Origin of the sequence: Hydrotalea sp. (assembly GCA_030054115.1) — a bacterium.
GTDB lineage: Bacteria > Pseudomonadota > Alphaproteobacteria > JASGCL01 > JASGCL01 > JASGCL01.
On record JASGCL010000003.1, the window covers coordinates 29,870 to 56,591 of the forward strand.

At 48.7% G+C, this 26,722-nt stretch carries 25 protein-coding genes and 1 pseudogene; 14 read left to right on the forward strand and 12 right to left on the reverse strand.

Features of this window, described 5'->3' with window-relative positions:
• The first annotated feature begins 10 nt into the window (after window positions 1-10).
• The 3 genes from lepB to era are packed head-to-tail and all read left to right on the forward strand — an operon-like array spanning window position 11 to window position 2,565.
• Complete coding sequence (gene lepB / locus QM529_01335) at window positions 11-847, forward strand: signal peptidase I (protein ID MDI9313308.1); 837 nt, start codon at window positions 11-13, stop codon at window positions 845-847.
• Window positions 848-905: 58 nt separating this feature from the next.
• Entirely contained in the window at window positions 906-1,598 is a 693-nt protein-coding gene (rnc, locus tag QM529_01340; GenBank protein ID MDI9313309.1) for a ribonuclease III, read from the forward strand.
• Between the two features lie 13 nt (window positions 1,599-1,611).
• A complete protein-coding gene (gene era, locus QM529_01345; GenBank protein ID MDI9313310.1) occupies window positions 1,612-2,565 on the forward strand; it encodes a GTPase Era in 954 nt (317 codons plus the stop codon).
• Window positions 2,566-2,589: 24 nt separating this feature from the next.
• On the opposite strand, the gene QM529_01350 is transcribed toward era, so the two are convergent.
• Window positions 2,590-3,744: a type III PLP-dependent enzyme gene (locus QM529_01350; GenBank protein ID MDI9313311.1), complete on the reverse strand. Its 1,155-nt coding sequence runs from the start codon at window positions 3,742-3,744 to the stop codon at window positions 2,590-2,592.
• Window positions 3,745-3,927: 183 nt separating this feature from the next.
• Between QM529_01350 and QM529_01355 the strand changes: the two genes are divergently transcribed.
• From QM529_01355 to QM529_01380, 6 genes are all read left to right on the forward strand, one after another.
• A complete protein-coding gene (locus QM529_01355; GenBank protein MDI9313312.1) occupies window positions 3,928-5,193 on the forward strand; it encodes a serine hydrolase in 1,266 nt (421 codons plus the stop codon).
• A 30-nt stretch (window positions 5,194-5,223) separates the two neighbouring features.
• The gene (locus QM529_01360; GenBank protein ID MDI9313313.1) at window positions 5,224-6,438 is read left to right on the forward strand and encodes a serine hydrolase; all 1,215 of its coding nucleotides are present in this window, start codon (window positions 5,224-5,226) and stop codon (window positions 6,436-6,438) included.
• Between the two features lie 89 nt (window positions 6,439-6,527).
• A complete protein-coding gene (locus tag QM529_01365; GenBank protein ID MDI9313314.1) occupies window positions 6,528-7,709 on the forward strand; it encodes a serine hydrolase in 1,182 nt (393 codons plus the stop codon).
• A gap of 78 nt (window positions 7,710-7,787) precedes the next feature.
• A complete protein-coding gene (locus QM529_01370) occupies window positions 7,788-8,372 on the forward strand; it encodes a DUF805 domain-containing protein (GenBank protein ID MDI9313315.1) in 585 nt (194 codons plus the stop codon).
• A 247-nt stretch (window positions 8,373-8,619) separates the two neighbouring features.
• Window positions 8,620-9,180 carry a DUF805 domain-containing protein gene (locus QM529_01375; protein MDI9313316.1) on the forward strand — a complete coding sequence of 187 codons (561 nt, stop codon included), beginning with the start codon at window positions 8,620-8,622 and terminating at the stop codon, window positions 9,178-9,180.
• 93 nt (window positions 9,181-9,273) lie between these two features.
• Window positions 9,274-9,765, forward strand: a complete 492-nt coding sequence (locus QM529_01380) for a DUF805 domain-containing protein (protein ID MDI9313317.1) — start codon at window positions 9,274-9,276, stop codon at window positions 9,763-9,765.
• An 85-nt stretch (window positions 9,766-9,850) separates the two neighbouring features.
• Here QM529_01380 and QM529_01385 read toward each other — a convergent pair whose 3' ends face one another.
• Both QM529_01385 and QM529_01390 read right to left on the reverse strand, forming a co-directional pair.
• Window positions 9,851-10,099, reverse strand: coding sequence for a NifU family protein (locus QM529_01385; GenBank protein MDI9313318.1), 249 nt, complete (start codon window positions 10,097-10,099; stop codon window positions 9,851-9,853).
• A gap of 75 nt (window positions 10,100-10,174) precedes the next feature.
• A pseudogene (locus QM529_01390) lies at window positions 10,175-10,435 on the reverse strand (NifU N-terminal domain-containing protein).
• Window positions 10,436-10,752: 317 nt separating this feature from the next.
• Here QM529_01390 and QM529_01395 point away from each other — a divergent pair.
• The 5 genes from QM529_01395 to QM529_01415 all read left to right on the forward strand — a co-directional run bounded on the left by QM529_01395 (window position 10,753) and on the right by QM529_01415 (window position 15,974).
• Window positions 10,753-11,070 carry a hypothetical protein gene (locus QM529_01395; GenBank protein MDI9313319.1) on the forward strand — a complete coding sequence of 106 codons (318 nt, stop codon included), beginning with the start codon at window positions 10,753-10,755 and terminating at the stop codon, window positions 11,068-11,070.
• Window positions 11,071-11,545: 475 nt separating this feature from the next.
• Window positions 11,546-12,322, forward strand: a complete 777-nt coding sequence (locus tag QM529_01400; GenBank protein ID MDI9313320.1) for an ankyrin repeat domain-containing protein — start codon at window positions 11,546-11,548, stop codon at window positions 12,320-12,322.
• Window positions 12,323-12,359: 37 nt separating this feature from the next.
• Window positions 12,360-13,793, forward strand: a complete 1,434-nt coding sequence (locus tag QM529_01405; protein ID MDI9313321.1) for a hypothetical protein — start codon at window positions 12,360-12,362, stop codon at window positions 13,791-13,793.
• 199 nt (window positions 13,794-13,992) lie between these two features.
• Window positions 13,993-15,255, forward strand: coding sequence for a transcription termination factor Rho (rho, locus tag QM529_01410; protein ID MDI9313322.1), 1,263 nt, complete (start codon window positions 13,993-13,995; stop codon window positions 15,253-15,255).
• A 14-nt stretch (window positions 15,256-15,269) separates the two neighbouring features.
• The gene (locus QM529_01415; protein ID MDI9313323.1) at window positions 15,270-15,974 is read left to right on the forward strand and encodes a lysophospholipid acyltransferase family protein; all 705 of its coding nucleotides are present in this window, start codon (window positions 15,270-15,272) and stop codon (window positions 15,972-15,974) included.
• Between the two features lie 60 nt (window positions 15,975-16,034).
• On the opposite strand, the gene nth is transcribed toward QM529_01415, so the two are convergent.
• From nth to hflX, 9 genes are all read right to left on the reverse strand, one after another.
• A complete protein-coding gene (gene nth, locus QM529_01420) occupies window positions 16,035-16,775 on the reverse strand; it encodes an endonuclease III (GenBank protein ID MDI9313324.1) in 741 nt (246 codons plus the stop codon).
• 8 nt (window positions 16,776-16,783) lie between these two features.
• Window positions 16,784-17,668, reverse strand: coding sequence for a bifunctional methylenetetrahydrofolate dehydrogenase/methenyltetrahydrofolate cyclohydrolase FolD (folD, locus tag QM529_01425; GenBank protein ID MDI9313325.1), 885 nt, complete (start codon window positions 17,666-17,668; stop codon window positions 16,784-16,786).
• 14 nt (window positions 17,669-17,682) lie between these two features.
• A complete protein-coding gene (locus QM529_01430; GenBank protein ID MDI9313326.1) occupies window positions 17,683-18,018 on the reverse strand; it encodes a YggT family protein in 336 nt (111 codons plus the stop codon).
• Between the two features lie 4 nt (window positions 18,019-18,022).
• On the reverse strand, window positions 18,023-20,875 hold the full coding sequence (gene uvrA / locus QM529_01435) for an excinuclease ABC subunit UvrA (GenBank protein ID MDI9313327.1): 2,853 nt from the start codon (window positions 20,873-20,875) through the stop codon (window positions 18,023-18,025).
• 53 nt (window positions 20,876-20,928) lie between these two features.
• On the reverse strand, window positions 20,929-23,325 hold the full coding sequence (gene pheT, locus QM529_01440; protein ID MDI9313328.1) for a phenylalanine--tRNA ligase subunit beta: 2,397 nt from the start codon (window positions 23,323-23,325) through the stop codon (window positions 20,929-20,931).
• Window positions 23,326-23,329: 4 nt separating this feature from the next.
• Window positions 23,330-24,430 carry a phenylalanine--tRNA ligase subunit alpha gene (gene pheS / locus QM529_01445; protein ID MDI9313329.1) on the reverse strand — a complete coding sequence of 367 codons (1,101 nt, stop codon included), beginning with the start codon at window positions 24,428-24,430 and terminating at the stop codon, window positions 23,330-23,332.
• Between the two features lie 165 nt (window positions 24,431-24,595).
• The gene (gene rplT / locus QM529_01450; protein MDI9313330.1) at window positions 24,596-24,973 is read right to left on the reverse strand and encodes a 50S ribosomal protein L20; all 378 of its coding nucleotides are present in this window, start codon (window positions 24,971-24,973) and stop codon (window positions 24,596-24,598) included.
• Between the two features lie 53 nt (window positions 24,974-25,026).
• On the reverse strand, window positions 25,027-25,227 hold the full coding sequence (rpmI, locus tag QM529_01455; GenBank protein ID MDI9313331.1) for a 50S ribosomal protein L35: 201 nt from the start codon (window positions 25,225-25,227) through the stop codon (window positions 25,027-25,029).
• 143 nt (window positions 25,228-25,370) lie between these two features.
• Window positions 25,371-26,699: a GTPase HflX gene (gene hflX, locus QM529_01460; protein ID MDI9313332.1), complete on the reverse strand. Its 1,329-nt coding sequence runs from the start codon at window positions 26,697-26,699 to the stop codon at window positions 25,371-25,373.
• Window positions 26,700-26,722: the final 23 nt, after the last annotated feature.

Genomic DNA, 26,722 nt, shown 5'->3' on the forward strand with positions numbered 1-26,722 from the left:
GGCACAACCAATGCATTTATCGATAGTTATTTATCTTTTATTATTTCTGGTGCTAGTTGATTTCGCGGTGCGGCATGTGCGCGGCCACGGGTTTTTTTCAAAAAAAATCGAACAAAAATACGACCTCGGGTTTTTTTTCGCGCAAATTTTTCTTTTGGTCATGGCGTTTCGCGCCCTGTTGTTTGAACCGTTCGTTATTCCCTCGTCATCGATGGTGCCAAACCTATTGATTGGTGATTATATTTTGGTTAATAAAATGAGCTACGGCTATGGCAAATACAGCCTGCCGCTAGAACCGGTGGATTTTGCCGGCCGCATTTTTGGCACCGAGGTTAAACGCGGCGATGTGGTGGTGTTTCGCTTCCCCCCCAACCCGAAAGAAAGTTACGTCAAACGCATCGTCGGCCTGCCCGGGGATACGTTGCAGATGAAAAAGGGCATCCTATGGGTAAATGGCAAACCATTGCCACGCACGGCGATTGAAGATTATGGCATGGACGATAATAATGACATGAGCGTTCAACAATTTAAGGAAACCATTCCCCGCAATTATAAGGATAATGGCCTCGTAAAATCCTATAACGTCATCCAACTAAACGGTAACCAGGGGGAATTGGCCAATACCGCCCCCTATGTGGTGCCGGCAGGCCAGTATTTTGGCGTGGGTGATAATCGTGACAATTCGCTTGATAGCCGCGTTCTGCCGCCCTTTGGCGTTGGTTTTATTCCGCGCGAAAACATCATCGGTCGCGTCGCCTGCGTGTTATTTTCCACCAATAAAAATGATAACAAAACATCGTTTGGCTGGTCGTTGCGCTTCAAGCGATTTTTTTCGGTGGTGCAATAATTAAAAGGCAAATAGGTTATGAGCCATCGTTGTCCCCAAATCATGAAGCAATATAACAATGAAAGATAAAGTTTTTCTGGAGCTAATAAACCTCGCCATTGGTATCGATTTCAATATAGACCACGAGCCGCTGTTGCGCCAGGCCTTCACCCACCCCAGCGCAAAGCATGAGGGCAATTACGAACGATTGGAATTTTTGGGCGACCGCGTGTTGGGGTTGGTGATGGCGCGTTGGCTGTATGAACTATACCCCGAGCAAAAGGAGGGTTTTTTATCCATTGCCTCGGCCCGCATGGTATCGACCGACACATTATATAGCGTCGCCAGCAAATTGGGTTTGGCGGCGTTGCTGGAAACGAAAATTCCAAACAAACTTGGCGAGCGCGCCATCGAATCGGCGATGGTGAATAGCCTTGAAGCCTTTTTGGCCGCGCTCTATATAAGCAAGGGGATGGAGGTGGTCGAATCCTTTGTCAGAAAACATTGGCAAGAATTTTTGGTCGAGGCCGAGGGGACAATCAACAACCCACGCGGCCAATTGCAAGAATGGTTGCAGGCAAGGAAGTTACCGCCGCCGAGTTACAAATTATTGTCGACCGGCGGTAGCGACCATGAGCCAACCTTTGCCGTTGAATTGGAAACGGGGGTGCCGTCGGTTGGCGTTATCACCGCGACCGCCAAAACAAAAAAATTGGCCATGAGCAAGGCGGCAACCCAAGCCATGACGATTATTAAAAAACTAGATTTATAATGAAAGAAAAAAAATGATAAAGGATAAAAATTCTAATCAAGAAGCGGATAAAAAAACTGATAGCAACAGCGATAAACAATTTGGCGTGGTAGCGTTGCTGGGCGCGCCCAACGCGGGGAAATCAACCCTGGCCAATGTTTTGACCGGCCAAAAAGTTTCCATCGTCAGCCGCAAACCACAAACCACACGTTTTCGCCTGACGGCGATTGTCGAATCGGGCGGGGCGCAGATGGCGCTTATCGATACGCCGGGTATTTTTAACGCCAAGGATAGTTTTGACCGGCAAATGGTCAAGGCGGCATGGCAGGCCTTGGAGCGGGTCGATTGCGCGGTGTTGCTTATCGCCGCCGACAGCGGCCTGACGCCCAATGTGTTGCATATTTTATCGCAGTTGGAAAAAAACAAGGCGTCGGTTATCGCGGTGCTGAACAAAATTGATAAGGTAAAAAAAGAACAATTGCTTTCCTTGGCCGAAAAAATAGAAAAAGAATCATCGGTCGAACGGGTGTTGATGATATCGGCCTTGAAAAAAGATGGCACCAGCGATTTGTTAAAATTGTTGGTTAGCCGATTGCCGCAGGGGGCATGGCATTACGACAGCGACCAAGCCAGCGACCTACCTGACCGATTATTTGCCGCGGAAATTTTGCGCGAGCAATTGTTTAATTATTTGCATCAAGAATTACCCTATCGCTTGGGGGTCGAAACCGAAAGTTGGAAGGTCGAAAAAAATAATAAAACAAACAAAACCACCCTCCATATTCATCAAACAATTCACATCGAAAAGGAAAATCACCGGCCGATGATATTGGGGCGTGGTGGGCAGAATATGAAAACCATCGCCAGTCGCGCGCGCCAACAGATGGAGGAGCTATTCGAGCAAAAGGTTTTTCTAAAAATCTTCATCCGCCTGACGCCCGATTGGCGCGAAAAACACGACGCCACCGAATTTGGCTTTGGCTTGTAAAGGCGACCAAGGCCAGCAACGATATTAAATGGTGTAGATATGAATCGGCGCGAAGCCGTTAAAATTGAGCGACGACATGCTACCGCTGTAACTGCCGGTATTGATAAACACCAATCGGTCGCCAGGTTTTAAATCGCGTGGCAGGTCATATTTCGCCTTGCTATAAAGCGTATCCCAGCTATCACAGGTCGGCCCGGCCAAAATCATCGGTTCGGTCGGCCCAGGAATTGGTTGTAGCGGCGCAATAACATGTTGCGCCGTTGGGTCGATGGCCTCAAACAAGCCGTTATAAACCCCAAGGTCGATATACAACCACTCGCCGCTGTTTTCTTTGTGGCTTTTTAAAATAACCTCGGCGACTGAAATGGCGGCCTCGGCCACCAGGGCGCGGCCAGGTTCGATAAGGTAATAAATTTTTTGGTCGCCGAATAGTTTTTTTATTTCGGCGGCGATATCGGCACCGATGGCGTCGATGCTCATGGTGTTTTCATCGTTGCGATAACGGGCGGGGTAGCCGCCACCCAGGTTGATAAGGTCAAGCATGATGCCGCGCGCCGCCAGGGCATCAAAAATTTCCTTTACCGTTTTCAAGGCATTTAGCCACGGGGCGGACAACCGCGCCTGCGACCCCACGTGGAACGAAACGCCGCGCGGCACCAGGCCCAATTCACGGGCGCGGCTTAATAATTCAATCGTTTCGGCGGGGGTGGTGCCAAATTTGTGGTTTAGCGGGTAGCCCGAGCCCGTGCCATCATGCAGAATGCGGCAATAAACGCCGACATCGGTCAGCCCGAGGGCTTTGGCTTCATCCGCAATTTTTTTTAATTCCATATCTGAATCCATCGCGAACAGGCGGATGCCCTTCGCCAGGGCGGCCTTAATCGCCGATGATTTTTTTATCGTCGAGCCATAGGATAATTTGTCGGGCGTTGCACCATGCGACAACACTTGGTCGATTTCTTCGATAGAGGCAGTATCAAAATAACTCCCCAAGGAGACCAATTTCTTAACAACCTCATCATTGGGGTTTGATTTGACCGCGTAATAGATATTGGCAAAGGATAAATGGTCGCGAAATTTTTTATACTGCTCGGCCACCAGTTCAAGGTCGATAACTTGGAACGGCGTGGGGAGTTTTTCGTTTCCCAGAAGGAATTTTTTTTGTTTTTCGCTTAACATTTCGCTCTCATAGCATTTTTGACATTCAAAAACAATATAACAATAACGAAAAGATTCTGCTTGTATAATAAAACTATAATGCTAGATTTAAATAGTTGTGGGTCAAATAAATAATGACCATGATTAGATTAGAACAATATAGGGAGGACAAACTATATGATAAAAAAAATAGAGAATGACATAATGAATAACACAACAAACAATGCGAAACTTGGCGGGGGCGCAATGGACACAATAGCGGCCTACGCCAACGACCGGCCGCAACCGCCCATCATGCAGGGCAAGCCAATTCCGCAAGAATGGCGAATCAATTTAAAAAATTGGGATATGCCGCCCTATAACCGCTGGTCATTTAATCATTGCAGTGAAATTATTCCCTCGGCGGTAATTGCGCGCGATGAAAAAAATGCTTTATTTTTTCCGACGGCACCACAAAACCTTGAAGGGTTAACCTTTACCAATAGCCGCGGCGTCAAGACCAGCATGCAGGATTATTTGGAAAAGGGTTTTGTCGATGCCTTTTTGGTTTATCACAAGGGTAAAATTATTTTTGAAAAATACTTTGCCTTCACCAACCAGCGCAGTTGTCATTTGATGCAATCGATGGGCAAATCGATTGTCGGCGCGATCGGCCAAAAATTAAAAGACGATAAGATATTGCATGGCGACATGTTGGTGGAAAAGGTTTTGCCCGAGCTTAAAGGAACAGCCTACGGCGGCGCGACCATCCAGCATCTGATGGACATGAGAAGCGGCATAAGTTTTTCTGAAAATTATGATGAGATGGACGACATCGCAAGCGATTGTTACGCGCTTGATGCCGCCAATGGGTGGAAGCCAAATGATGGTCGCCACCCCAAGGACAATTATAGCTTGATGCAAACTTATAAAAAGCTAATATCACCCCCCGGGGAACAAGTAGTCTATCGTTCAACCGATACCGACGTCGCCACCCACTGCTTCGAAAAACTAACCGGCAAAAAAATTGCCGAATTGATTTCCGAATTTTTTTGGCGACCAATGGGGGCGGAGGCCGATGCCGCCATCGCCGTTGACCCGATGGGTTATGGCATCGGTTGCGGTGGCATGTCGGCACGGGCGGTTGATATGTTAAAATTTGGCGTTATGATGACCGAGGATGGGGTTGTCAACGGCAAGCAATTGTTATCGGCGGCGCGGGTTGCCGAATGTTACGACCCGTCACCTTACCCATTTGATAAAAAAAATGAGGAGATAACCCCGTGCGGTGGTTATAAAAACTTTTTTTGGATAAAGGATGTTGCGCCGCCGGTTATTATGTGTAGCGGCGTGTTTGGCCAAAATGTCATCATGGATAAAGAAAAGGACATGGTGATAGTGCAATTTGCCACCAGCCCAACCTATTACAATGTCGACGAATGGCACGATGTAATGTTGTTGAGCGAGGCCATCAGCAAAAACCTTGCTTAGGCGTGTCTATGGTTTTTTTTATAAATGACGATGAAAAAAATTTTTACTAATAACCAACCGCAACCGCCCATCATGCGGGGCAAACCCGTCCCGCAGGAATGGCGGGTCAATCTGGAAAATTGGGATTCGCCGCCCTATAACCGCTGGGCATTTAGCCATTGCAACGAAATCATGCCGTCGGCGATAATCGCGCGCGATGAAAAAAACGCGTTGTTTTTTCCAAAAAAATTGCAAGATTTATCGACGGTGCCTTTTACCGATAACCAGGGGCAGGCCATGACCCTGGAGGCTTACCTTAGCAACGGCTTCACCGACGCCTATGTGGTTTATCATAAGGGGGCAATTGTTTTTGAAAAATATTTTGCCTTCACCACCGCCACCAGCCGGCATTTGATGCAATCGATGAGCAAATCATTGGTTGGCGCGGTGGCGCAAAAATTAAAGGCCGAAAAAATCTTGCGTGGCGACATGTTGGTAGAAGACATCTTGCCCGAGATGAAAAAAACCGGCTACGCCGGCGCGACAATGCAACAGGCGATGGATATGCGCACCGGCATCGATTTTAAAGAAACCTATTTTGAAAACCCATTGCAGGGCGATTGTTTTGATTTGGACGTCGCCAGCGGTTGGAAACCGAACCCTGGCAATATTGCATCGGATAATTTTTCATTACTCCAAACCTACAAAAAACAAATCTTCGCCCATGGCCACGACATGATTTATCGTTGCGTTGAAACCGACGTGGTGACCCATTGCATCGAAAAACTAACCGGTAAAAAAATTGCCGAATTGGTTTCTGAATTTTTCTGGCGACCGATGGGGGCGGAGGGTGACGCCTTCTTCACCGTCGATTCCCACGGCTATGGCATCGGGTCGGGTGGGGCCTGCGCCCGCGCGGTTGATATGTTAAAATTCGGCGTTATGATGGCGGAGGGCGGGGTTATCAACGGCAAACAACTACTGCCCGAATCATTGGTCGCCGAATGTTACAACCCGGCGCCTTACCAATTTGATAAAAAACACCCGGAGTTAACCCCCTGCGGCGGTTACAAGAATTTTTTCTGGATTAATGACCAATCGCCGCAGGTGATTTTATGCTCGGGCGTGTTTGGCCAATTGGTTTACATCGACAAAACCAACGACGTAGTGATTACCGCCTTTAGCAGTTGGCCGACCCACGGCACCGATAATGGCTGGGTCGATTCGCTTCTGGCAAGCGAAGCCATCGTTAATGCGCTATCCTAAATTACTTGTCCTAAATTATTTGTCATCAATAAAGATTGCCAACCTCATTGCCCAATATTTTTCCTAATAATCTAGCGCAACCACCCATCATGGCGGGTAAACCGGTGACAAATGAGTTGCAGGTCAATTTGGAAAATTGGGATAGCCCGCCGCAAATGCGCTGGGCATTTAATCATTGCAATCAATTCATGCCAACCGCGACCATCGCCCGCGATGAAAAAAACATGTTGCATTTTGCCGAACAGAAGCAGGATATAGAGGCGATAAATTTTACCGATAGTAAGGGCAGGGCGACCAGCGTGAAGCAATACCTCGACCATGGGTTTGTTGATGGTTTTTTGGTTTATCATCGCGGCAAAATAATTTTTGAAAAATACCATAGCTTCACCAACGCCGCCAGTTGTCATTTATTGCAATCTGTCACCAAATCAGTTATCGGCGCGGTCGGCCAGAAATTGAAGGCCGAAAAAATCCTGCGTGGTGATATGTTGATAGAATCCATTTTGCCCGAGATGAACAACACCGGCTATGCCGGTGCCACCGTGCAACAGGCGATGGACATGCGCAGTGGCATCGAGTTTAAGCAAGATTATTATGAATTTCCCATCGACGATACCAGCGGCGATAGCTACGCGCTTGATATCGCCAATGGATGGAAGGGGAACGACGGCTCCTACCCCCGCGACAATTTTGCGCTGTTGCAAACATTAAAAAAAATAAGCTTTCCCCATGGCGAGCAAATGGTTTATCGCTGTGTTGAGGCCGATGTTGTTACCCATTGTTTTGAAAAACTAACCGGTAAAAAAATTGCTGACCTGATTTCTGAATTTTTATGGCGGCCGATGGGCGCCGGTGCCAATGGCTACATCACACTTGACCCCAGCGGCTTTGGCATCGGTTCTGGCGGTTTGTGCGCGCGGGCGCGCGATATATTGGCATTTGGTGTTATGATGGCGGAGGACGGCTTCATCAACGACAAGCAGGTATTGACGGAATCGTTGGTCGCTGAATGTTATAACCCCGCGCCATACAAGTTTGACAAAACCAACCCCGCCCTGGCGCCGGGCGGCGGTTATAAAAATTTCTTCTGGATAAATGATGTAACGCCGCCGCATATCAGCTGCTTCGGCGTTTATGGCCAAATGGTGTCGATAGATAAAAAAAACAATTTGGTGATGGTCATGGTTTCGACCTGGCCCACGCCGGAGCATGACGATGGTTGGAAAAACCCATTGCTAATGACCGCCGCCATTACCCGCGACATTGCTTAATGGGCGCGCCTAAGGCTATAATATCACCTGCATCGCAACCTTGTTTTTTACTTGATAATTTGATAACCAATAATCGCCATGGCAAAAATTTCAAACATCGGTTGGTCGATTTTTTATATTTATAAAAATTCTTTTCTTGGGTTTCACCGTTACAGCGGCCGGACCAGCCGTTTAGAATTTTGGTCATTTCAAATCGTTTATGGCCTCCTGATGTATCTTTTGGTTACGGCCAATGACATGGCGTTGTTATTGACCTTGGTGGCGACGGGGGTGCTTTTACCCTCCATCGTGGCGTGCCATGTGCGCCGCCTGCATGATGTGGAGCATTCGGCGTGGTTTCTTTTGCCGAAGTTTTTTTATGTGCCGTGGTTTTTGCTTGGCGTGCGCGCGCTGTTGCAACAGGGGGTGATGTTGAATGATTTTTTATTTCAACCATCGGGTCAACCGCTTCAATGGGCAACCCAATTTAGGGTGCTTAGCCTTTTTTATTGCAGTTTGATTTATGAAATTATTTTGCTGGTATCTTATTGCCAACGCGGCACCAACGGCGATAATATCTATGGCAAGGATGCCATCGTTGAATTAAAAAACAACATAAAAATATTTATCGCAACCCATGGCGCAACCGCCAAGCCAGGGCAAAAACCCGCAAGCAAAAAATAGCGGCCTGCTGGCTAAGAAAGCCAGCCAAAAAATACAAAAGTCAAAAGGGGCAGGCATCGCGGTTAGCAAGGCCGTGAATCCCGAGCCAACGGCCATATAACCCAAGGCCGGCACAGACAGCCATAAAACAATATCGGCCAAAAACCATGCAAAATGGCCGTGGTTGGCAATAACAAAAAATACAAAATACCCTATAAAATGTCTCAGGACAGACAATAACAGAAATGTAATAAAAAGAGGGACAATAATGAACCTATCCGATTCTATAAAAACTTGCTTTGGCAAATATATCACTTTTTCTGGCCGCGCTAGCCGTTCAGAATTTTGGTGGTTCCAAGTATTTCGCTTTGTCATTTGGTGGATGCCGCTTATCGGCTGGCTGTTTTGGCTGGCCAGTATTCTGCCCGCCATTGCGGTGACGGTGCGGCGATTGCACGACACCAACCATTCGGGTTTTTATCTTTTGCCGTTGATATTCGTGCCGGTGTGGCCGGTCGCCATGGCCTTTCCGCTGTTAAACCTGCAGGGGGTGTTGATGGGCATGGTGGGTAGCACCATGATGGGTGTGGCTGGCATCTCGCACGTTATTAATTACAGCACCGCCATAATGAATTATATTTCGCGTAAGGTGCATTACGTCCTCACCCACGACAATATTTCCTTGACCATAAGGCTGGACCAACCAACCCATAACCTGGGGGCATTCGCTATCCTGTTGACCATGATGGTGGCGATTTATAGCCTGGTGTTGCTGTGGTGGTTGTTGAAACGCGGTAATAAGGGCATTAATAATTATGGCTTGCGATAAAAATTAAAAGATAGTTGAAACTAATAATGACAAACCCTAGCGGTTAGTGTATGTTGACGACACAAAATAACAGCGCATAACAAATTAACGAACATGAATCTTGCTAACTCCATTAAAACCTGCTTTAGCAAATCGATAGTCATTTCGGGCCGCGCCAGCCGCTCAGAATTTTGGTGGTTTCAATTTTTTCGCACCATTCTATGGCTGATACCGATGGTTGGCTGGGTAATTGCCATCCTCACCATTTTGCCATCCATCACCGTAACAATCCGTCGGCTACACGACACCAATCGTTCAGGATTTTTTCTGTTGCCGATGTTGTTGTTGCCGACCTTGCCCTTTACGCTTTTTGCCTCGCTATTGGATTCATCCAATATGATGGGCAGGGGCGATGGTTTTGGTATGATGGATTATGGTTTTTGCCACGATGGTTTTTCCTTTTTTTCCAACCTGCCGGTCGACAATTTTGGGCCCGCCGCGGTGTTGGTGGGTATGGTCTGCGCGCTTTACAGCCTGATGTTGTTGCTGTGGTTGGTCAAGCCTAGCGATAAGGGCATCAACCATTACGGCGCGCCACAAAACTAATAAATAATAACCAATTATATGGTTGCTTCGCGCTTTTTTTGGCAAGCGGGCCAGGGGCATAAACCCTTGCAATTCCTATAAGATTTTATAAGGATTGCCGAACCTCCGTAACCTCGGGGATAAAATGTTTCAACATGTTTTCGATGCCGGCCTTCAAGGTCGCGGTTGACGATGGGCAACCCGAGCAAGCGCCCTGCATCGCCAGGTAAACAATGCCCTTATCAAACCCCTCAAGCACGATGTTGCCGCCGTCGCGTGCCACGGCCGGGCGAATGCGGGTTTCGATTAATTCTTCTATTTTTTCGACGGTCGGTGCGTCCTTCGGGTCGTGCAAAATGACCTTTTTACTTTCCGTCGCGACATTGCCCGTGGTTTCGATAATAATCTTCTCACCGCGTGCAAAATTGTCGATGATATTGCTGATAATAAGCGGTTTCATCGTCGCCCATGATTGCTCGGGCGATTTCATCACCGAAATAAAATCGGTGCCCAAAAAAACCTCGCGCACACCGTCGATACCAAAAATATGATAGGCGAGGGGTGATTTTTCCTTGGCCAGTTCTTTGCTGGGAAATGAAAAAACGCGCGGCAGGGCCATGCCACCGCCGTCGATATGCGGCCGAAAGGTTAGAACCTCGGGGTTTGGGGTGGTTTCGGTTTCGATAAACATGGTTTTTTTTTGGTTCTTTCGGGGTGAATTCTTATAGGAGTAATATAGTCCTTATTTATGCGAAAATCAATCGGTAACATATTGGGGTAATCCACCGCGTTCGGTTATCAGCCGAAAACTAAAAAAAAATTGCAAAAATAAAATTAACAACTAAGCATAATTAATACTTGCGATATTTATATAAAATTGTAATAAAAAATAGCATATCTAAGAAAAAAACAGATAAAAATATTGACTTATTTTGCCTAATACTTTATAATAGCAGTTATTGATGGGCAAGAAGTCATATCAATAAATATTATTTTAGGGGGACAACAATGGGGACACATCGCAACAATGCAAGTGGCAAAACGACTATTGCCGAAATTATTTTAATGATTTTGACAATGAGCATGCTGGGCTCGGTCGCCGGTGTGGCGATCGCCGAATTTAATTCACGCATCGATATTTTAAATGAGGGGATTCGCCAAGATATTCGTGAATCACAAGCGGCGCGCATTAACAATAAAAAATTCAGCGATACGCGCCGCCAGTTGCAAAAAAATAATGAAAGAATGGAGGCCGATATGTCGCCGCCGCATACCATGGATGGCGATGGTGAGTTTGAGAACGCCTCTCTATTGGGGCGGCGTTAATCACGTTTTTTGATAGTTAGGACATTTATTGGGACATTTATTTAGGTTTATAGTTTTCGGCGAGCCTCCTAAAAACAACAACTAACTCGGCTCGTTGTTTTCTCCTCCCCCTTTGCCAATTTATTGGCAAAGGGGGAGAAGACAAACCATTCTTTATTATTATTGCCCTTATCCCAAAAAAGCGGGGCAGGGCCACCATAAGGGTAAAATCGGCGGCATTTTTTATCGAATCGCCGCTTACCCCGGTATTGTATCAACCATATTGTAAGATGACGGGAGGCGTCGCGCCATCACGCGCGTGAAATAAAAAATTATAACCCATTTTATAAAACTATTAGTTGTTTTTATTAATTCAAAGATGAATATATTAAAAAAACGCTTGCATAAACATCTTTTCCTCTTTATATAGAAATTAAAAATAAAACACCTGGATAAAAAACTAGGGAAGAAAAGATAGAAGGAAGACGGAGAGAAGATGAAGAATATGTCATATAATTCGATAGCGCGGCGATTGTTTGTCAGCGGTGCGGCGATTGCGATTTCCGTTGTTTTATCTCAATCGGCAATCGCCAGTGCCTTGACCGACGCAATATCCAGCAATGACCAGGTGACGGCGCGTGGCCTTATTGCAACTGGCAAAGATATAAATAAGCGCGATGTCAACGGCGACACGCCCTTGATTATTGCCAGCGGCAAGGGCTTTACCAGCATGGTGCAAGACCTGCTGGATAAAAAAGCCAAGCTTAACAAAAATGACAAAAGTGGCATCACTGCCCTGATGGCCGCGGCCTATAATGGGCACACCAAAATTGTATCGCTGTTATTGGCGCAAAAGGGGATTGACGTGAATGACGACGATACCATCGGTTGGACAGCCTTGATGTATGCCAGCAGTGGTGGCGATGAAGAAATCGTGAAATTGTTGCTCGCGGCTGGCGCGAAGGTTAATAAAAAAGATAAAAGCAAAGGCACCGCCCTTATTTGGGCCAGTAGCACCGGTAAAACCGGCATTATCCCCCTGTTGCTTGCGGCAAAAAATGGCAACAACCTCAATCAGCAAGATAAAGATGGCTGGAGCGCGCTGATGTGGGCGGCGTCGCGCGGTAACGACAGCACGGTGCGGATGTTATTAAACAAGGGGGCTAACCCCAACATGCGGGCAAAGGACGGCGAAACCGCCCTAAGCCTGGCGATGAAAAACGACCATCAAGAATCAGCCGATTTGTTGCGGCAAGCGGGCGCGCAGAAATAACAAATGATATTTTTTAACTTTCGGGAGGGTAATGTTTATGCAAAAAATATATACAAAAAAAACGGGGGTTGATTTTTCAACCAAGAAAATAGGACTTGGCCTAGCCAGCATGGCATTGGCGACCTTATTATTTACCCCGACGCTGGCCACGGCCGCTACCAATATCAATTCGGTGCAAAAATTAATCGTCAACAAATCTCTGGCCACCAGCCCAACACCGGTCGAAAAAAACACCAACCTATTGGCTTACGACATCGATGGCAAATTGATGCTAACAGGCAATTTTGGTTATATCTATAATTTTGCGGGGGGCGTGTTGCAACGGAACGATGGTTTAAACACCGCCGGCGATGGGCAATCAACCTTTGGCTATGGGGCGTCGTTTATTTATCAACATATTTCGGGGTTTGGCATCGGGTTTGATTATGCCGGCTTTAACCACGGTTGGACAACCACCAACGGGGCAGAGGCACAAACCGCCGCCGGCAGTTATGATTACAACGTCAATATGAATGTTGTGTCCTTGGTGCCAAGCATTAATTTTAACCTTGATAAGGGCGGTTATTGGGGATTAAAATTTGGTATTGGGGTCGGGGTCGGGCTGTCCAGCCTGAGCATCACGCCAAGTGCCAGCCAGCCCGGGGCGAGCAATATTTTGGTGTCGAGCGGCGCGGCCTATCGCTACGTTGTTGACCCACACACCGATTTGACTGACCCAACAACTGGTAATAAATGGAATCCCTACGCCAGTTGTAATAACGCAAACTCTAGCGTTGGTCTATATATTACCGATTCAAATGGCTGGGCATTACCGCAGGGCAATGCTTATCTTCCCAATTTTTATTATATTATTCCGATCAAATCAAATGCAAACACCTATATTGATAACACGGTTGGCAATCGTAAGCTCGCGGCGAATCAATGTTTTAGCGGCGGTTATTCAATCAGTGCTTTCGGGGTAATTACCTCCGCCACCAATCCTGCCTCCCCCCTTACCGATGCTCAAATTAAGGCGGGGTTGCAAAATGGCACTATCGTTTATGTTGGCGGCGCGATTGCTCCGGATGCTGACCCAACCAACCAAGGGAAGCTATTGCCACCTACCAATTCGGGTATTCCGGTTTCCCCAGGGAATCCTGACCCAACCCAGCCAGCCACGCCAACCACACCAACATCAGTTGGCAAAACGCCGGTGATTGGCAACGCCGGGGCGATTCTAACCGCCGCCAATTATACCGGCGGCATCGGGTTTGTTTTGTCGCCGCAAATTACACTCAGTTATGATAATGGCCTTTTTCATACCGATATTAATGTAAAATATATACATTCGTTGCTGAAAACAGCCTATACCAGCGGTCTGGCCGATAACGTGCTTATCAACGGTATAATTACTTCAGATAATTATAAATACACCGTGCCAGCCGGGCCATTGGCGGTCTTCACCGGCCTTGGCCTGGGGGTAAATTTCTAAGTATTTATGGCAAATTGACCGCCGATAAAATAAAACCGCATTATCGCTTGACATGCTGGTTTTGCTGGGGTAGGAAGGTTACATAGAATTTTTAAGGGTTCGTCCTGAATCTTATATTTAATTCGCAACAACCGCTATGTCGGTTTTTGTTCTAATCTAAAAAAATCATTATAAGAAAATTATTATAGGAAAAAAAAACATGCATCTCAAGGAATTATCTTCCAAAAACACCGGCGAGCTTTTATCGCTGGCTGAAAAACACGGGGTCGAAAACCCCGCCGCCATGCGCCGTCAGGAAATGATGTTCGCGATATTAAAATCAATCGCGCTCAAGGGGGAATCGATTTCGGCCCACGGCGTGCTCGAGGTTATGCAAGACGGCTTCGGTTTTCTGCGCTCGACCGGCTCCAATTATTTGGCCGGCCCCGATGATATTTACGTAACGCCGGCGACCATTAAATCGCTGTCGTTGCGCACTGGCGATACCATCAGCGGTAACATTGTCGCGCCAAAGGAAGGCGAACGTTACTTCTCGCTGGAAAAGGTTGAGGAGGTCAATTTTGACGACCCGGCCATGTGCAAAAATCGCGTTAATTTTGATAACTTGACGCCGCTTTACCCGACGCAAAAATTAAAATTGGAAATCGAAATGGATAAGGACGGCAAACGTGATTTCACCACCCGCGTTATCGAACTTGTTGCGCCATTGGGCAAGGGGCAACGGGCATTGATTGTCGCGCCGCCGCGCACCGGTAAAACCGTTATCATGCAAAACATCGCCCATGCGCTCGAAAAAAATCACCCGGAAATTTACCTCATCGTGCTGTTGATTGACGAACGGCCGGAGGAAGTGACCGACATGCAACGTTCGGTCAAGGGCGATGTTATTTCATCAACCTTTGACGAACCGGCCACCCGCCACGTGCAGGTTGCCGACATGGTAATTGCCAAGGCCAAACGTTTGGTCGAACATAAAAAAGATGTGGTTATTCTGCTCGATTCCATCACGCGCCTCGGCCGTGCCTATAACACCGTGGTGCCCTCGTCAGGTAAGATTTTGACCGGTGGGGTTGACGCCAATGCCTTGCAACGGCCAAAACGATTTTTTGGTGCCGCCAGAAATATTGAGGAAGGCGGCTCGCTGACGATTATTTCAACCGCGCTGATTGATACCGGTTCGCGCATGGATGAGGTGATTTTTGAAGAATTCAAAGGCACCGGCAACGCCGAAATCGTGCTTGACCGCAAAATTTCTGACAAACGGATTTTCCCCGCCATCGATGTTGTGAAATCGGGCACGCGGAAAGAGGAAGTCTTGGTCGACAAAAACACCCTATCAAAAATGTGGGTTTTACGCCGCGTGCTAAACCCGATGGGCAGTGTTGAGGCGATGGAATTCTTAACCGAAAAATTAAAATCAACCAAAAGCAACAACGACTTTTTTGATACCATGAACCAATAGCGGTGGTAACGATAATGGCGGCGGTAAGGCAATATAGTTATTATGTGTTTGCTGTCGTGTGGACATTGTTGTTAGGTTTAATTTTTTCGCCGCTTTATATTATCAAAAAACAATATTGGGTTTACCTGCTTTCCAAATGGTGGGAGGGTGGATTGCTGTGGGCATTGCGCCACATTGTCGGTTTATCCTATCATGTGACAGGGCGTGACCATTTGGCCAAGCCGCCCTATGTGTTGGCGATGAAGCATCAATCGATGTTTGAAACGATGTTGCTATCGGTTGAGTTTTACAACCCCTGCATCATTTTGAAAAAGGAATTGCTGGCCGTGCCGATAGTTGGTGGATTTTTAAAGGCGGCGGAGAATATCGCCATCGACCGCGCTGCCGGCGCGGCGGCGATGCTGACCATAATAAAATCGATGAAGAAGCAATTGGCAAAAAAACGCGTGTTGGTGATCTTCCCCGAGGGGACGCGGATGAAGGTTGGCAAAACCCGGCCATATCAACCCGGGGTTTACATGATGGCGCGGTTGGGCGCGCCGGTTTATCCGGTGGCGGTTAACACCGGTTGTTTTTGGAACAAAGATTATATGAAAAAGGGCAGGGCGGAAGTGGCGATTTTGCCGGCCATGCCGAGCGGGTTGACGAAAGAGGATTTTTTAAAAGAACTGCAACAGCGTATCGAAACAAAAACCCGCGCGCTGGAAAAAAATACTTAGGTTTTATTTGCAACGAAAATAGTCGCACTATAATTTGTGGGTGCGATAAAAATCGCACTATTATTTATTGGTGCGATAAAATTCGCACCAGTTGGTCAAAAAACAATTAGTGCATTGTGGATTTTGGCTTTTGCAAATATAGCGGCCATGCAAAATAAGCCAGTGGTGCGCGTGCGATAAAAATTCTGTTGGAATGATTTTTAATAATGCTTCCTCGGTTTTTTCAGGGTTGGTGGTGCGGCATAGGCCCAATCGGTTGCTGACGCGAAACACATGGGTGTCAACCGCGATGGTCGGCTGACCAAAGGCAATATTCAATACGACATTGGCGGTTTTGCGGCCGACGCCCGGCAATTGCCGCAACTCATCCATCGTTTGCGGCACCACGCCATTATGTTTTTCAACCAAGATGTGGCAGGTTTTCATGATATTGCTGGCCTTGGTTTTATAAAGCCCGATGCTCCGCACCGCGTCGGTAAATTTTTCCAAACCCATATCAATCACATCTTGCGGTGTGGCAATTTTGTCGAACAACGGCCTGGTGGCTTTATTCACGCCGGCATCGGTCGCCTGGGCCGACAATATTACCGCCAGCAACAGGGTAAAATTGTTGGTGTGGTATAGTTCGCCCTTGGGCTCGGGGTTATGTTGGCGAAAGGCCGCAAAAATTTTTTTTACCAATTTGGTTTGCCCTACCGCTCCGCTACTTGAGGGCAGGTTGGTTTGCCCAAAATTTTGTCCTACCGCTGACGCTACTTGAGGACGCGCTTCGCTACTTGAGGGCGATTTCGGACGCGTCATTTTATGGGCTAAAGTTGTGGCTCGGGCAATCCATGTTGCCGCGCGGTCGCGACGAGCGTGTTGCGCAGGAGGCAGGCGATGGTCATTGGCCCGACGCCACCCGGCACCGGTGTAATGGCGGCGGCAATCCCCATGGCTGATGCCGTGTCAACATCGCCGACGATAATTTTTTTGCCGTTACGTTCGATGCGGTTGATGCCGACGTCGATAACCACCGCGTCTTTTTTCAACCACGCGCCCTTGACCATTTCGGGCACGCCGACCGCCGCGACCACGATATCATATTGCGCCAATTCCTTTTCCATGTTTTTTGTTTTGCTGTGCAAAATCGTCGGCGTCGCGTTGGCCGACAATAATAATTGAAACATCGGTTTGCCGACAATGTTCGAACGGCCGATAACCGCGGCCTTGCGCCCAGCCAAATCTTTGTTTTTAAAATAATCTTGCAACAACAATAAACAGCCATAGGGGGTGCAGGGCACCAGCGCGTTTTTGCCGCCGGTCGACAGCAACCCAACATTGGTCAGGTGGAAACCATCGACATCTTTTTCGGCCGAGATGGTTTGGATAACCTTATGCTCGTCCAACCCTTTTGGTAATGGCAATTGCACCAAAATACCATTGACCGATGGGTCGCGGTTTAATTTGTCAATCAGGTCAAGCAAATCTTTTTCCGATGTCGCGGCGGGCAGGCGATGTTCGCGACTTTCCATGCCGGCGGCAATGGTGGTTTTGATTTTGTTTTTGACATAAACTTCCGACGCCGGGTTGTCGCCGACCAACACCACCACCAGGCATGGCTTCACGCCCTTGGCGATAATTTTTTTTGCCTCGCGCGCGATGTCGTTTACGAGGTTTTCAGCAAATACTTTGCCGTCGATAATTGTTGTCATTTTTTGTCTCTAGTTTAGTGTTGGGTTAGCATCGTAACGATTTTTGCGACTATAGCATAAACCATCGGTCGAAAGAAATAGAGAAAGACGATGAACAGCATCGGTCGAAAATCGAACATCGCTATCATGCCGCCGCCAATCGGCCGCAAGAATTGATGTATCCAATCATATATCGGCATCATAAGTCGATTAACGCCGAACACAATTTTTGCCGCAATGCGGTTTTGCACGTCGATGATGTTGAAGGCCAATAACCACGATAATAAAATATGGACGATGGCCAGCCAATAATAAAATTGCACCACCGCGTTAAATATAATCAGGAATATCGCCGCAATATTTTCTATCATGTTTTTATTTCCGTTTTAAAATTGGTTTCAAAAATTCACCGGTTAGGGATTTCGGCGATGCCGCAATATCCTCCGGCGTGCCAATCGCCACAACTTGCCCGCCCTTGTCGCCGCCCTCTGGCCCCATGTCTATCACCCAATCGGCGCATTTGATAACCTCCAAATTATGTTCGATAACTAACACGGTATTACCTTGCTCGACTAGAGCTTGCAAGACATCAAGCAATTTTCTTACATCCTCGATATGCAAACCGGTGGTCGGCTCATCCAAAATATAAATTGTTTTGCCGGTCGCCTTGCGCGACAATTCCTTGGCAAGTTTTATCCGTTGCGCCTCGCCGCCCGACAGGGTGGTGGCCGATTGACCAATTTTGATATAACCCAAACCAACCCGTTCGAGGGTTTCGAGTTTTTCCTTGATAAATGGCACGGCGGCAAAAAACTTATGGCCTTCCTCGACCGTCATGTCGAGAATGTCAAAAATATTTTTGTCGCGCCAGGTTATATCCAATGTCTCGCGGTTGTATCGTTTGCCACGGCATTGGTCGCACACCACGTAAACATCGGGCAAGAAATGCATTTCGATTTTTATCATGCCGTCGCCTTGGCAGGCCTCGCATCGCCCGCCCTTTACGTTGAAACTGAAACGTCCGGCGTCGTAACCGCGCGCCTTGGCCTCCGGCAAGTTGGTATACCAATCGCGAATCGGCGTGAACAGGCCGGTATAGGTGGCGGGGTTTGACCGTGGGGTTCGACCGATAGGTGATTGGTCGATGTCGATAACCTTATCAAGGTAAACCGAATTTTCCAATTTGTCGTATGGCAACCCGGGGAAGGTGCTCCCCATCAAGGCCTTTGACAGGGCGGGGTAAAGGGTTTCCAAAATCAATGTCGATTTGCCCGAACCCGACACGCCGGTGACGCAGGTTAATGTGCCGAGCGGAATCTCCACCCCAACATTTTTTAGGTTGTTTGACTTCGCCCCGCTGATGCCCAATTTTTTGCCATTGCCCTTGCGCCGGTTTTTGGGAATGGTGATTTCTTTCTTGCCCGATAGATATTGCGCGGTGATGCTGTCTTTCGATTTTAAGACCTCGGCCGGCGTGCCGATGGCGACCAAATGCCCGCCGTGAATACCCGCGCCCGGGCCGATGTCGATTAAATAATCGGCGTGGCGCATCGCGTCTTCGTCATGCTCGACAACGATGACCGTGTTCCCCAGGTCGCGCAAACGTTCCAGGGTGGTGAGGAGCCGCGCGTTATCCCGCTGGTGCAGGCCGATGGATGGTTCGTCAAGCACATAGAGCACACCGGTCAGGCCCGAGCCAATTTGCGAGGCCAAGCGAATCCGTTGCGATTCGCCGCCCGACAAACTGCCGGCGGGGCGCGACAGGCTTAAATAATCCAAACCCACATTATCCAAAAATTGCAGACGTTCCTTGATTTCACGCAAAATACGTTCGGCGATGGTTTGGCGTTTTTTATCCAAATGATTTGGCAAATCGCTAAACCATTTTTGCGCCTCGCTAATCGACAGGCCGGCAACCTCCGATATATGTTTTTTGTTAATTTTAACCGCCAAGGCCTCGGGCTTTAACCTCATGCCGCCGCATTCGTTGCAGGGCACAACCGACATGTAACGTTCGATATCCTCGCGCGCCCAATTCGATTCGGTTTCGCGGTAACGCCGTTCCAAATTGGCGATGACGCCCTCGAATGGTTTCACGCTTTTTACCTTGCGCACGCCATCATCGAATTGAAAATCGATAGCTTCCTTGGTGCCGTGGATGATGGCCTTTTTGGTTTTGGCCGGCAAATCGCGATAGGGCATGTGCATGTCGCCGCCGAAGGCCTTGCAGAGAGCCTCCAACGTTTGGCGATACCATGGCGCGGGGTTGGCACCGCCCCAACCTTGCAATGCGCCGTCCTTCAACGACAATTTGTCGTTCGGCACCAGCAGGGCCTCATCGACCGTGCGTTTTTCGCCGATGCCGCCGCAGGCCGCGCAGGCACCATGCGGGTTGTTGAATGAAAAAAGTCGCGGCTCGATTTCTTCAATCGTGAAGCCCGACACCGGACAAGAAAATTGCTCGGAGAATATATGCTCCTTGCCACCGGTTGCTTCCTCGACCGTCATCAAGCCCTCGCTTAATTTTAATGCCTGCTCGATGCTTTCGGCCAGGCGGCGCGCAAATTCTTTTTCGGCGGCATCGTCTTTTTTGCTGACCACCAAGCGGTCGACCACCACCGAAATAGTGTGTTTGAGGTTTTTATCGAGGGTTGGAATATCGTCCAATTCATAAAAATTGCCGTCGATTTTTATCCGTTGAAAACCTTTTTTGCGGTAATCGAGCATCTCCTTGCGGTATTCGCCCTTGCGGCCACGCACCACCGGCGCCATGATAAAAATTTTCATGCCCTCATCCATCTTCATCACGCTGTCGACCATTTGGCTGACGGTTTGGCTTTCAATCGGCAAGCCAGTCGCGGGGGAGTAGGGAATGCCAGCGCGCGCCCACATGAGGCGCATGTAATCGTAAATTTCGGTCACCGTGCCAACCGTCGAGCGCGGGTTGCGCGACGTGGTTTTTTGTTCGATGGAAATCGCCGGCGATAAACCCTCTATCGAATCGACATCGGGCTTTTGCATCATTTCCAAAAATTGCCGCGCGTAGGATGATAAACTCTCGACGTAGCGACGTTGCCCCTCGGCAAATATCGTGTCGAAGGCAAGCGACGATTTGCCCGACCCGGAAAGGCCGGTGATAACCACCAATTTGTTGCGCGGTAATTCGAGCGAGATATTTTTGAGGTTGTTCTGGCGCGCGCCCTTGATGATGATTTTATCCTGTTGCATGGTGTAAGCCTTTCGTTGCTGGTGTTGTTTTTTTTTGATGATGGTTGATTTATTTATTGTCGCAATTCGCCGCCGGTTGATTTTATAACCTCGGCAATAATTTTATCGCTGAGGTTTTTTATATCGCCATCCGACAATGTTTTGTCGTCGGGGGTGATGGTTACCCGCACCGCCACCGATTGTTTTTCTGGGGTTTTGGCATCGGCGTAAATATCAAAAATAGTGGCGGCGGTGATATATTTCTTATCGGATTTTTTCACCGCGGCGATAATGCTGGCCGCGCTATGTTTTTTATCAACCACGAAAGCAAAATCGCGCGTCACCCGTGGTAAATCATTCAACAAAAGCGGCGGGCGGGTGCGGGTGCTTTGCGCGCGGCTGGCCGGGATTTTATCGATAAACAATTCAAAACCAAACACCGGCCCATCGACGGAATGATGTTGCAACAGGGCGGGGTGAAGCGCGCCGAAATAACCAATCGTATCGCGCCCCAAATTCAAACTGGCCGCCAGCCCGGGGTGAAAATGCGCCGGCAAAGCATCTTGTTTGATTTGCAAATTGTCGGGGTTAAAACCAATGGCGGCGATGGCGGCGGCGACATCGGCCTTCAGCACGAAACTATCCAACGGCAAGTTTTTTTGCCAATGAAGTTGGGTTGGCGCGTAACGCACGCCCGCAATGGCGCGCCATTGTTCGTCGGGCGCGACACCGCGAAAGGCCAGGCCTTGCTCGAACAGATTAATATCGTCAAACCCACGGTCTTGGTTGTTTTTGACCGCCAATAATAAATTGCATAGCACCGATGGCCGCAGGCTGTTCATGTCGCTATGAATTGGGTTTTGCAGGGTGATGACCTCGGTCGCGCCAAAATCACGCGCCAATTGCTCGGTGGTGAATGACCAGGTAACGGTTTCATAAAACCCGCGCATGGCCAGGGCGCGGCGCATGACCATTATTCGGCGACCGGTTTCATCCACCACCCGGGTCGCGACCGCGCGGGGCAGGGGGCATTCCGGGATGTTATCAAACCCATGGAGGCGCAATACCTCCTCCACCAGGCAATGGTCGTTTTCGATATCGCCGCGCCATGTTGGCGGGGTTACCAGCCAGCTTTCTTTTTTCTTATCGATGGTAAACCCGAGCGCGGTTAATTTTTGCGCGATGGTGTCATTTGGCAAATCAATCCCGCCGAGGGTTTTTATAATTTGCGGGTTAAAATTAATTGCGGGTTTCGCCGGTAATGGTTGACCGGCGGTGGTGATGGTTGATGCCGTGCCGCCGCAGATTTCCAAAATCAATTGCGTCGCGCGGTCAAGCCCGGCCATCAGGCCAGCCGGGTCGACACCGCGTTCAAACCGATAACGCGCGTCTGACAACAGGTTTAACGCCCTGCCGGTTTTGGCGATTGTCATGGGGTTGAAATAGGCAACCTCCAAAAAAACCTCGTCATCATCCAATTTACAACCGCTATCCATGCCGCCCATAATGCCGGCAAGCGATTGCACGCCGTGGCCATTGGCAATCACCAACATGTCGTCGCGCAAATCATAGGTTTGCTCGTCCAGCGCAAGCAGGCTTTCACCATTTTTTGCAAACCGCATGGTCAAATCACCCGCACCTAATTTCTTGCCAGAAAAAACATGGAGTGGCCGCGCCAAATCTTGCGATAAATAATTGGTGATGTCGACCAGGGCCGAAATTGATTTCAACCCGACCGATTGCAATTTTTGTTTCAGCCAAGCCGGCGATGGTTGGTTTTTTACGCCCTTGAAATAACGGCCAAGCACAACGGGGCAGGCCACTGCACAGGCATCTTTTGTATTCCCTTCAATCACCCAATTTATCGGGCTGGCAAAATCGCCCTTCACCGCTGATGGCGCGAATGGCTTTAATGCGCCCAAACCGGCCGCCGCCAAATCACGCGCAATGCCACGCACCCCCAAACAATCGCCACGATTGGGGGTTAGTTTTATTTCAAACAATACATCGTCTAAGCCGGCCCAAGCGGCGTAATTTTTTCCAACCGGCGCGTCGCTCGGCAATTCGATAATGCCATCGTGGTCGTCGCCCAGGGTTAATTCATAGGCCGAACAAATCATCGCCTGCGATTCCATGCCGCGGATGACGCCTTTTTCCAGCACCATGCCGTTGCGCGGAATAGTCGCGCCGATGCGCGCCAGCACAATTTTTAGCCCCTGCCGCACATTGGGCGCGCCGCACACCACTTGAAATGTTGCGTTGCCGTCTGAAACTTTACACAGCGATAATTTATCGGCATTGGGGTGCTTGCCGCATTCGGTGACTTCGCCGATGACAAAATCTTTCAGGGCTTGGGCTTTGTCGGTCATTGCTTCAACCTCCAGCCCCAGGGCGGTCAGGCTGTCGGCAATTGCCTGCGGCGTGGCCGAGGTTTCCAAATGATCGCGGAGCCAAGAAAAAGTAAATTTCATTTTTTTATATCACCAACGATGTAAGTAAAGATGGTTGCAGGTAGGGCGAAAAACCATAATGCTCCAGCCAGCGCAGGTCAGAATCAAAAAATGTGCGCAGGTCGGGGATGCCGTATTTCAACATGGCCAATCGTTCAACGCCAAGGCCGAAGGCAAAACCCTGCCATTCATTGGGGTCAAGCCCCATGTTTTTGATAACATTGTTATGAACCATGCCCGACCCCAAAATTTCCAACCAACTATCGCCGGTGCCGATGGTTAATTTGCCGTCCTTGCGGTGGGCGGCAATGTCGACCTCGGCCGACGGTTCGGTAAATGGAAAATAACTCGGCCGAAACCGCAGGAGCGATTCCGACCAATCGGCGATTTCAAAAAACGAGCGACAAAATTCAAACAGGCAACCTTTCAAATGGCCGAAGTTAATGTTTTTATCAATCACCAAGCCTTCGATTTGGTGGAACATCGGGGTGTGGGTCATGTCGCTGTCGGCGCGGTAAACCCGCCCGGGCGCCATGACGCGTAACGGCGCGCCCAGTTTTTCACCGGCGCGAATCTGCACCGGTGAGGTGTGGGTGCGAAGCACCAGCGGGCGACCCTCCGCGTCGTTTTTATTCACGTAAAATGTATCCTGCATCTGGCGCGCCGGGTGCGATTCGGGAATATTCAGGGCGGTGAAGTTATAAAAATCGGTTTCAACTTCGGGGCCGGTGGCCATGACAAAATTCATCTCGCCCAAAATAGCGATGGCTTCTTCGATGGTTTGGTTGATGGCGTGCAACTTGCCAATCGTCGCCGGTCGCGCGGGCAGGGTGAGGTCAATTTTTTCGGCCGATAATTTTTTTGCCAAATCGCGCGCGCCGAGCTCGGCCATTTTGTCGCCATGGGCGGCGGTTAAGGTGTTTTTGACACGATTGATGGCCTGGCCGCAGGTTTTTTTATCCTCCGCCGACATGGTGGCGATGGCGGTGGCGAATTCGTTTAACTGGCTTTTTTTTCCTAAAAATTTACTTTTCCATTGTTCCAGTGCGACAAGGTTGGTTATCGCCGTTAGGGCGGCGATGGCATTTTTTTCTAACGATAAAACATCTTCGATGGTAGAGGACAAAAGTTACGTCTCCTAAAAATAAAAACAATCAACAATGAACGATAAAATCGCGGGTGAAAATCTTGAGCGGTTAATAAAAAGCGAACCTATCCCATTGTCCCAAATTGTTTTTTGGGTGGTTTTTGGAATGCTTGCTTCTTAGCGTTCTTGGCCAAGAACGGCCGACTAAGCCGCCTTGCTATTGGCCTTATCAGCAAACACCTTGGCCTTTTCGGCAAGCTGTTTAAAACCATCGGCATCGTGGATGGCGATTTCTGACAAAACCTTCCTATCGAGGTCGATATTTGATTTTTTCAAACCGTCGATAAAACGATTATAGGTCAAACCATGCATACGCGCCGCGGCGTTGATACGCTGAATCCACAAACCACGCATGACGCGTTTTTTGTTGCGCCGATCGCGATAGGCATATTGGCCGGCCTTTTCAACCGCCTGCTTCGCAACCCGAATCGTGTTTTTGCGGCGGCCAAAATACCCCTTGGCCTTTTTTAAAACTTTTTTGTGGCGGGCGTGGGCGGTAACACCGCGTTTAATTCTTGCCATGATAATGCTCCTTCTCTTCTATGGTTTTTTATTTTTTGGTTTTCTTGTTTTTTTTAGCGAACGACCAAGTAATTTTTTAAAATTTTACGCCCGTCCTGCGGTTGCATGATTTGCGAGCCGCGATTTTGCCGTTTCATTTGGCTTGGCCGTTTTGATGTGCCGTGGCGCAGGTAAGCGCTGTAAAAACGCACCTTGCCGGTGGCGGTGATTTTAAATCTTTTTTTGGCTGATGATTTGTTTTTTAATTTTGGCATGGTGTGATATTCTTATTTTTTAAGGTTATGATTATCCCGATAGTGTCATCCGTTTGGCTAGCAAATATTAGAACAAAAGGCAACCCCCAACCATGTTTTTTTTCACTTTTTTAGCCAAATTATCTAACCCATTATCTCGCCGATTAACTGCCCAATTTATCCATTTCCAGGCGCGATAATTTGACCGTGATATGGCGTTGATGCGGCGGTTCGTCCATCACCTCATCCTTTATCACGCGGCCAGCATGGTAAAGCCGTTGCGGTAATTGTTCGTCGTTGATGTCGACTTCGTAGGTTTTGGTAACCACCCCCTCCAGCCCGTCCAATTCTTTGTCTATCAGCGCGAACAATTGGTCGATGTTTTCACCGGTCACGGCCGAGACATTGATGTCGGTTATCAAATTGGTGGCATGGCCATTTTTCTTGAAAATATCATATTTGTTGCCAACCAGAAATTTTTTCTGCGTCGGCGGCAAGTTAAGTTGCGCCAGCACCTTTTCCACCGCATTGACCTTAAAAACAAAATCATCGGCCGACAAATCGGCCAGGTGGATGATAATCGCCGCCTCGGCCAATTCCTCCAGCGTCGCGCCGAAGGCGGCAATCAAATGGGTTGGCAGGTTGCTGATAAAGCCAACCGTGTCAGAAAATATAACCTCGCGCCGCGACGGCAGGGTGACGCGCCGCACATGGGTATCAAGCGTCGCGAACAGTAAATCCATCGCCAATTCGGTCGCGCCGGTTAAGCGATTGAACAGCGTCGATTTGCCGGCGTTGGTGTAACCCACCAGGGCGACAATCGGGTAGGGGACTTTCTGCCGCGTTTTGCGATGCAGGGTGCGGGTTTTGATAACCTTCTCCAATTTCACCTCGATTTTTTTTATATCGTCGGCGAGTTTCCGCTTGTCCAATTCGATTTGCCTTTCACCCGGGCCGCCGATATTACCAGTGCTCCCACGTTGCCGTTCAAGGTGCGTCCAACTGCGCACCAGGCGCGATTGGTCATATTGCAATCGCGCCATCTTCACCTGCAACCGGCCTTCCTCGCTGGTGGCGCGTTTCGAAAAGATATTAAGGATGAGGCCTTCGCGGTCTTCGACATAGCAGGCTAGGTTTTTTTCGATGTTGCGTTGCTGTATCGCGCTCAGGGCGTAATCGACATAAACAAAGGCAACATCGGGCTTGGTTTCCCATGATTCGCGCGGCGGCGCGGCGGCGTTTATTTTTTCCTTGATGATATCGAGCGAGCCCTTACCAATCAGGGTCGCCGGGCTGATGGCGCGGAGTGGCACCGCGTGGTAGCCCAGCACCCGCTCGCCCAGGGCGCGCACCAGCTCGATTGCTTCCTGCAACCTTTGTGCTTGGTGAGCGCGTTGGTTGGGCAGGTAGGGCAAGACGATAAAAACACCGGCATTGGGTTGTCTGGCGACCGAATTTAAAAATCCAACATTTGACATATTTTTTATTATCATAAAGGTTTTTTTGCTTTATTTAC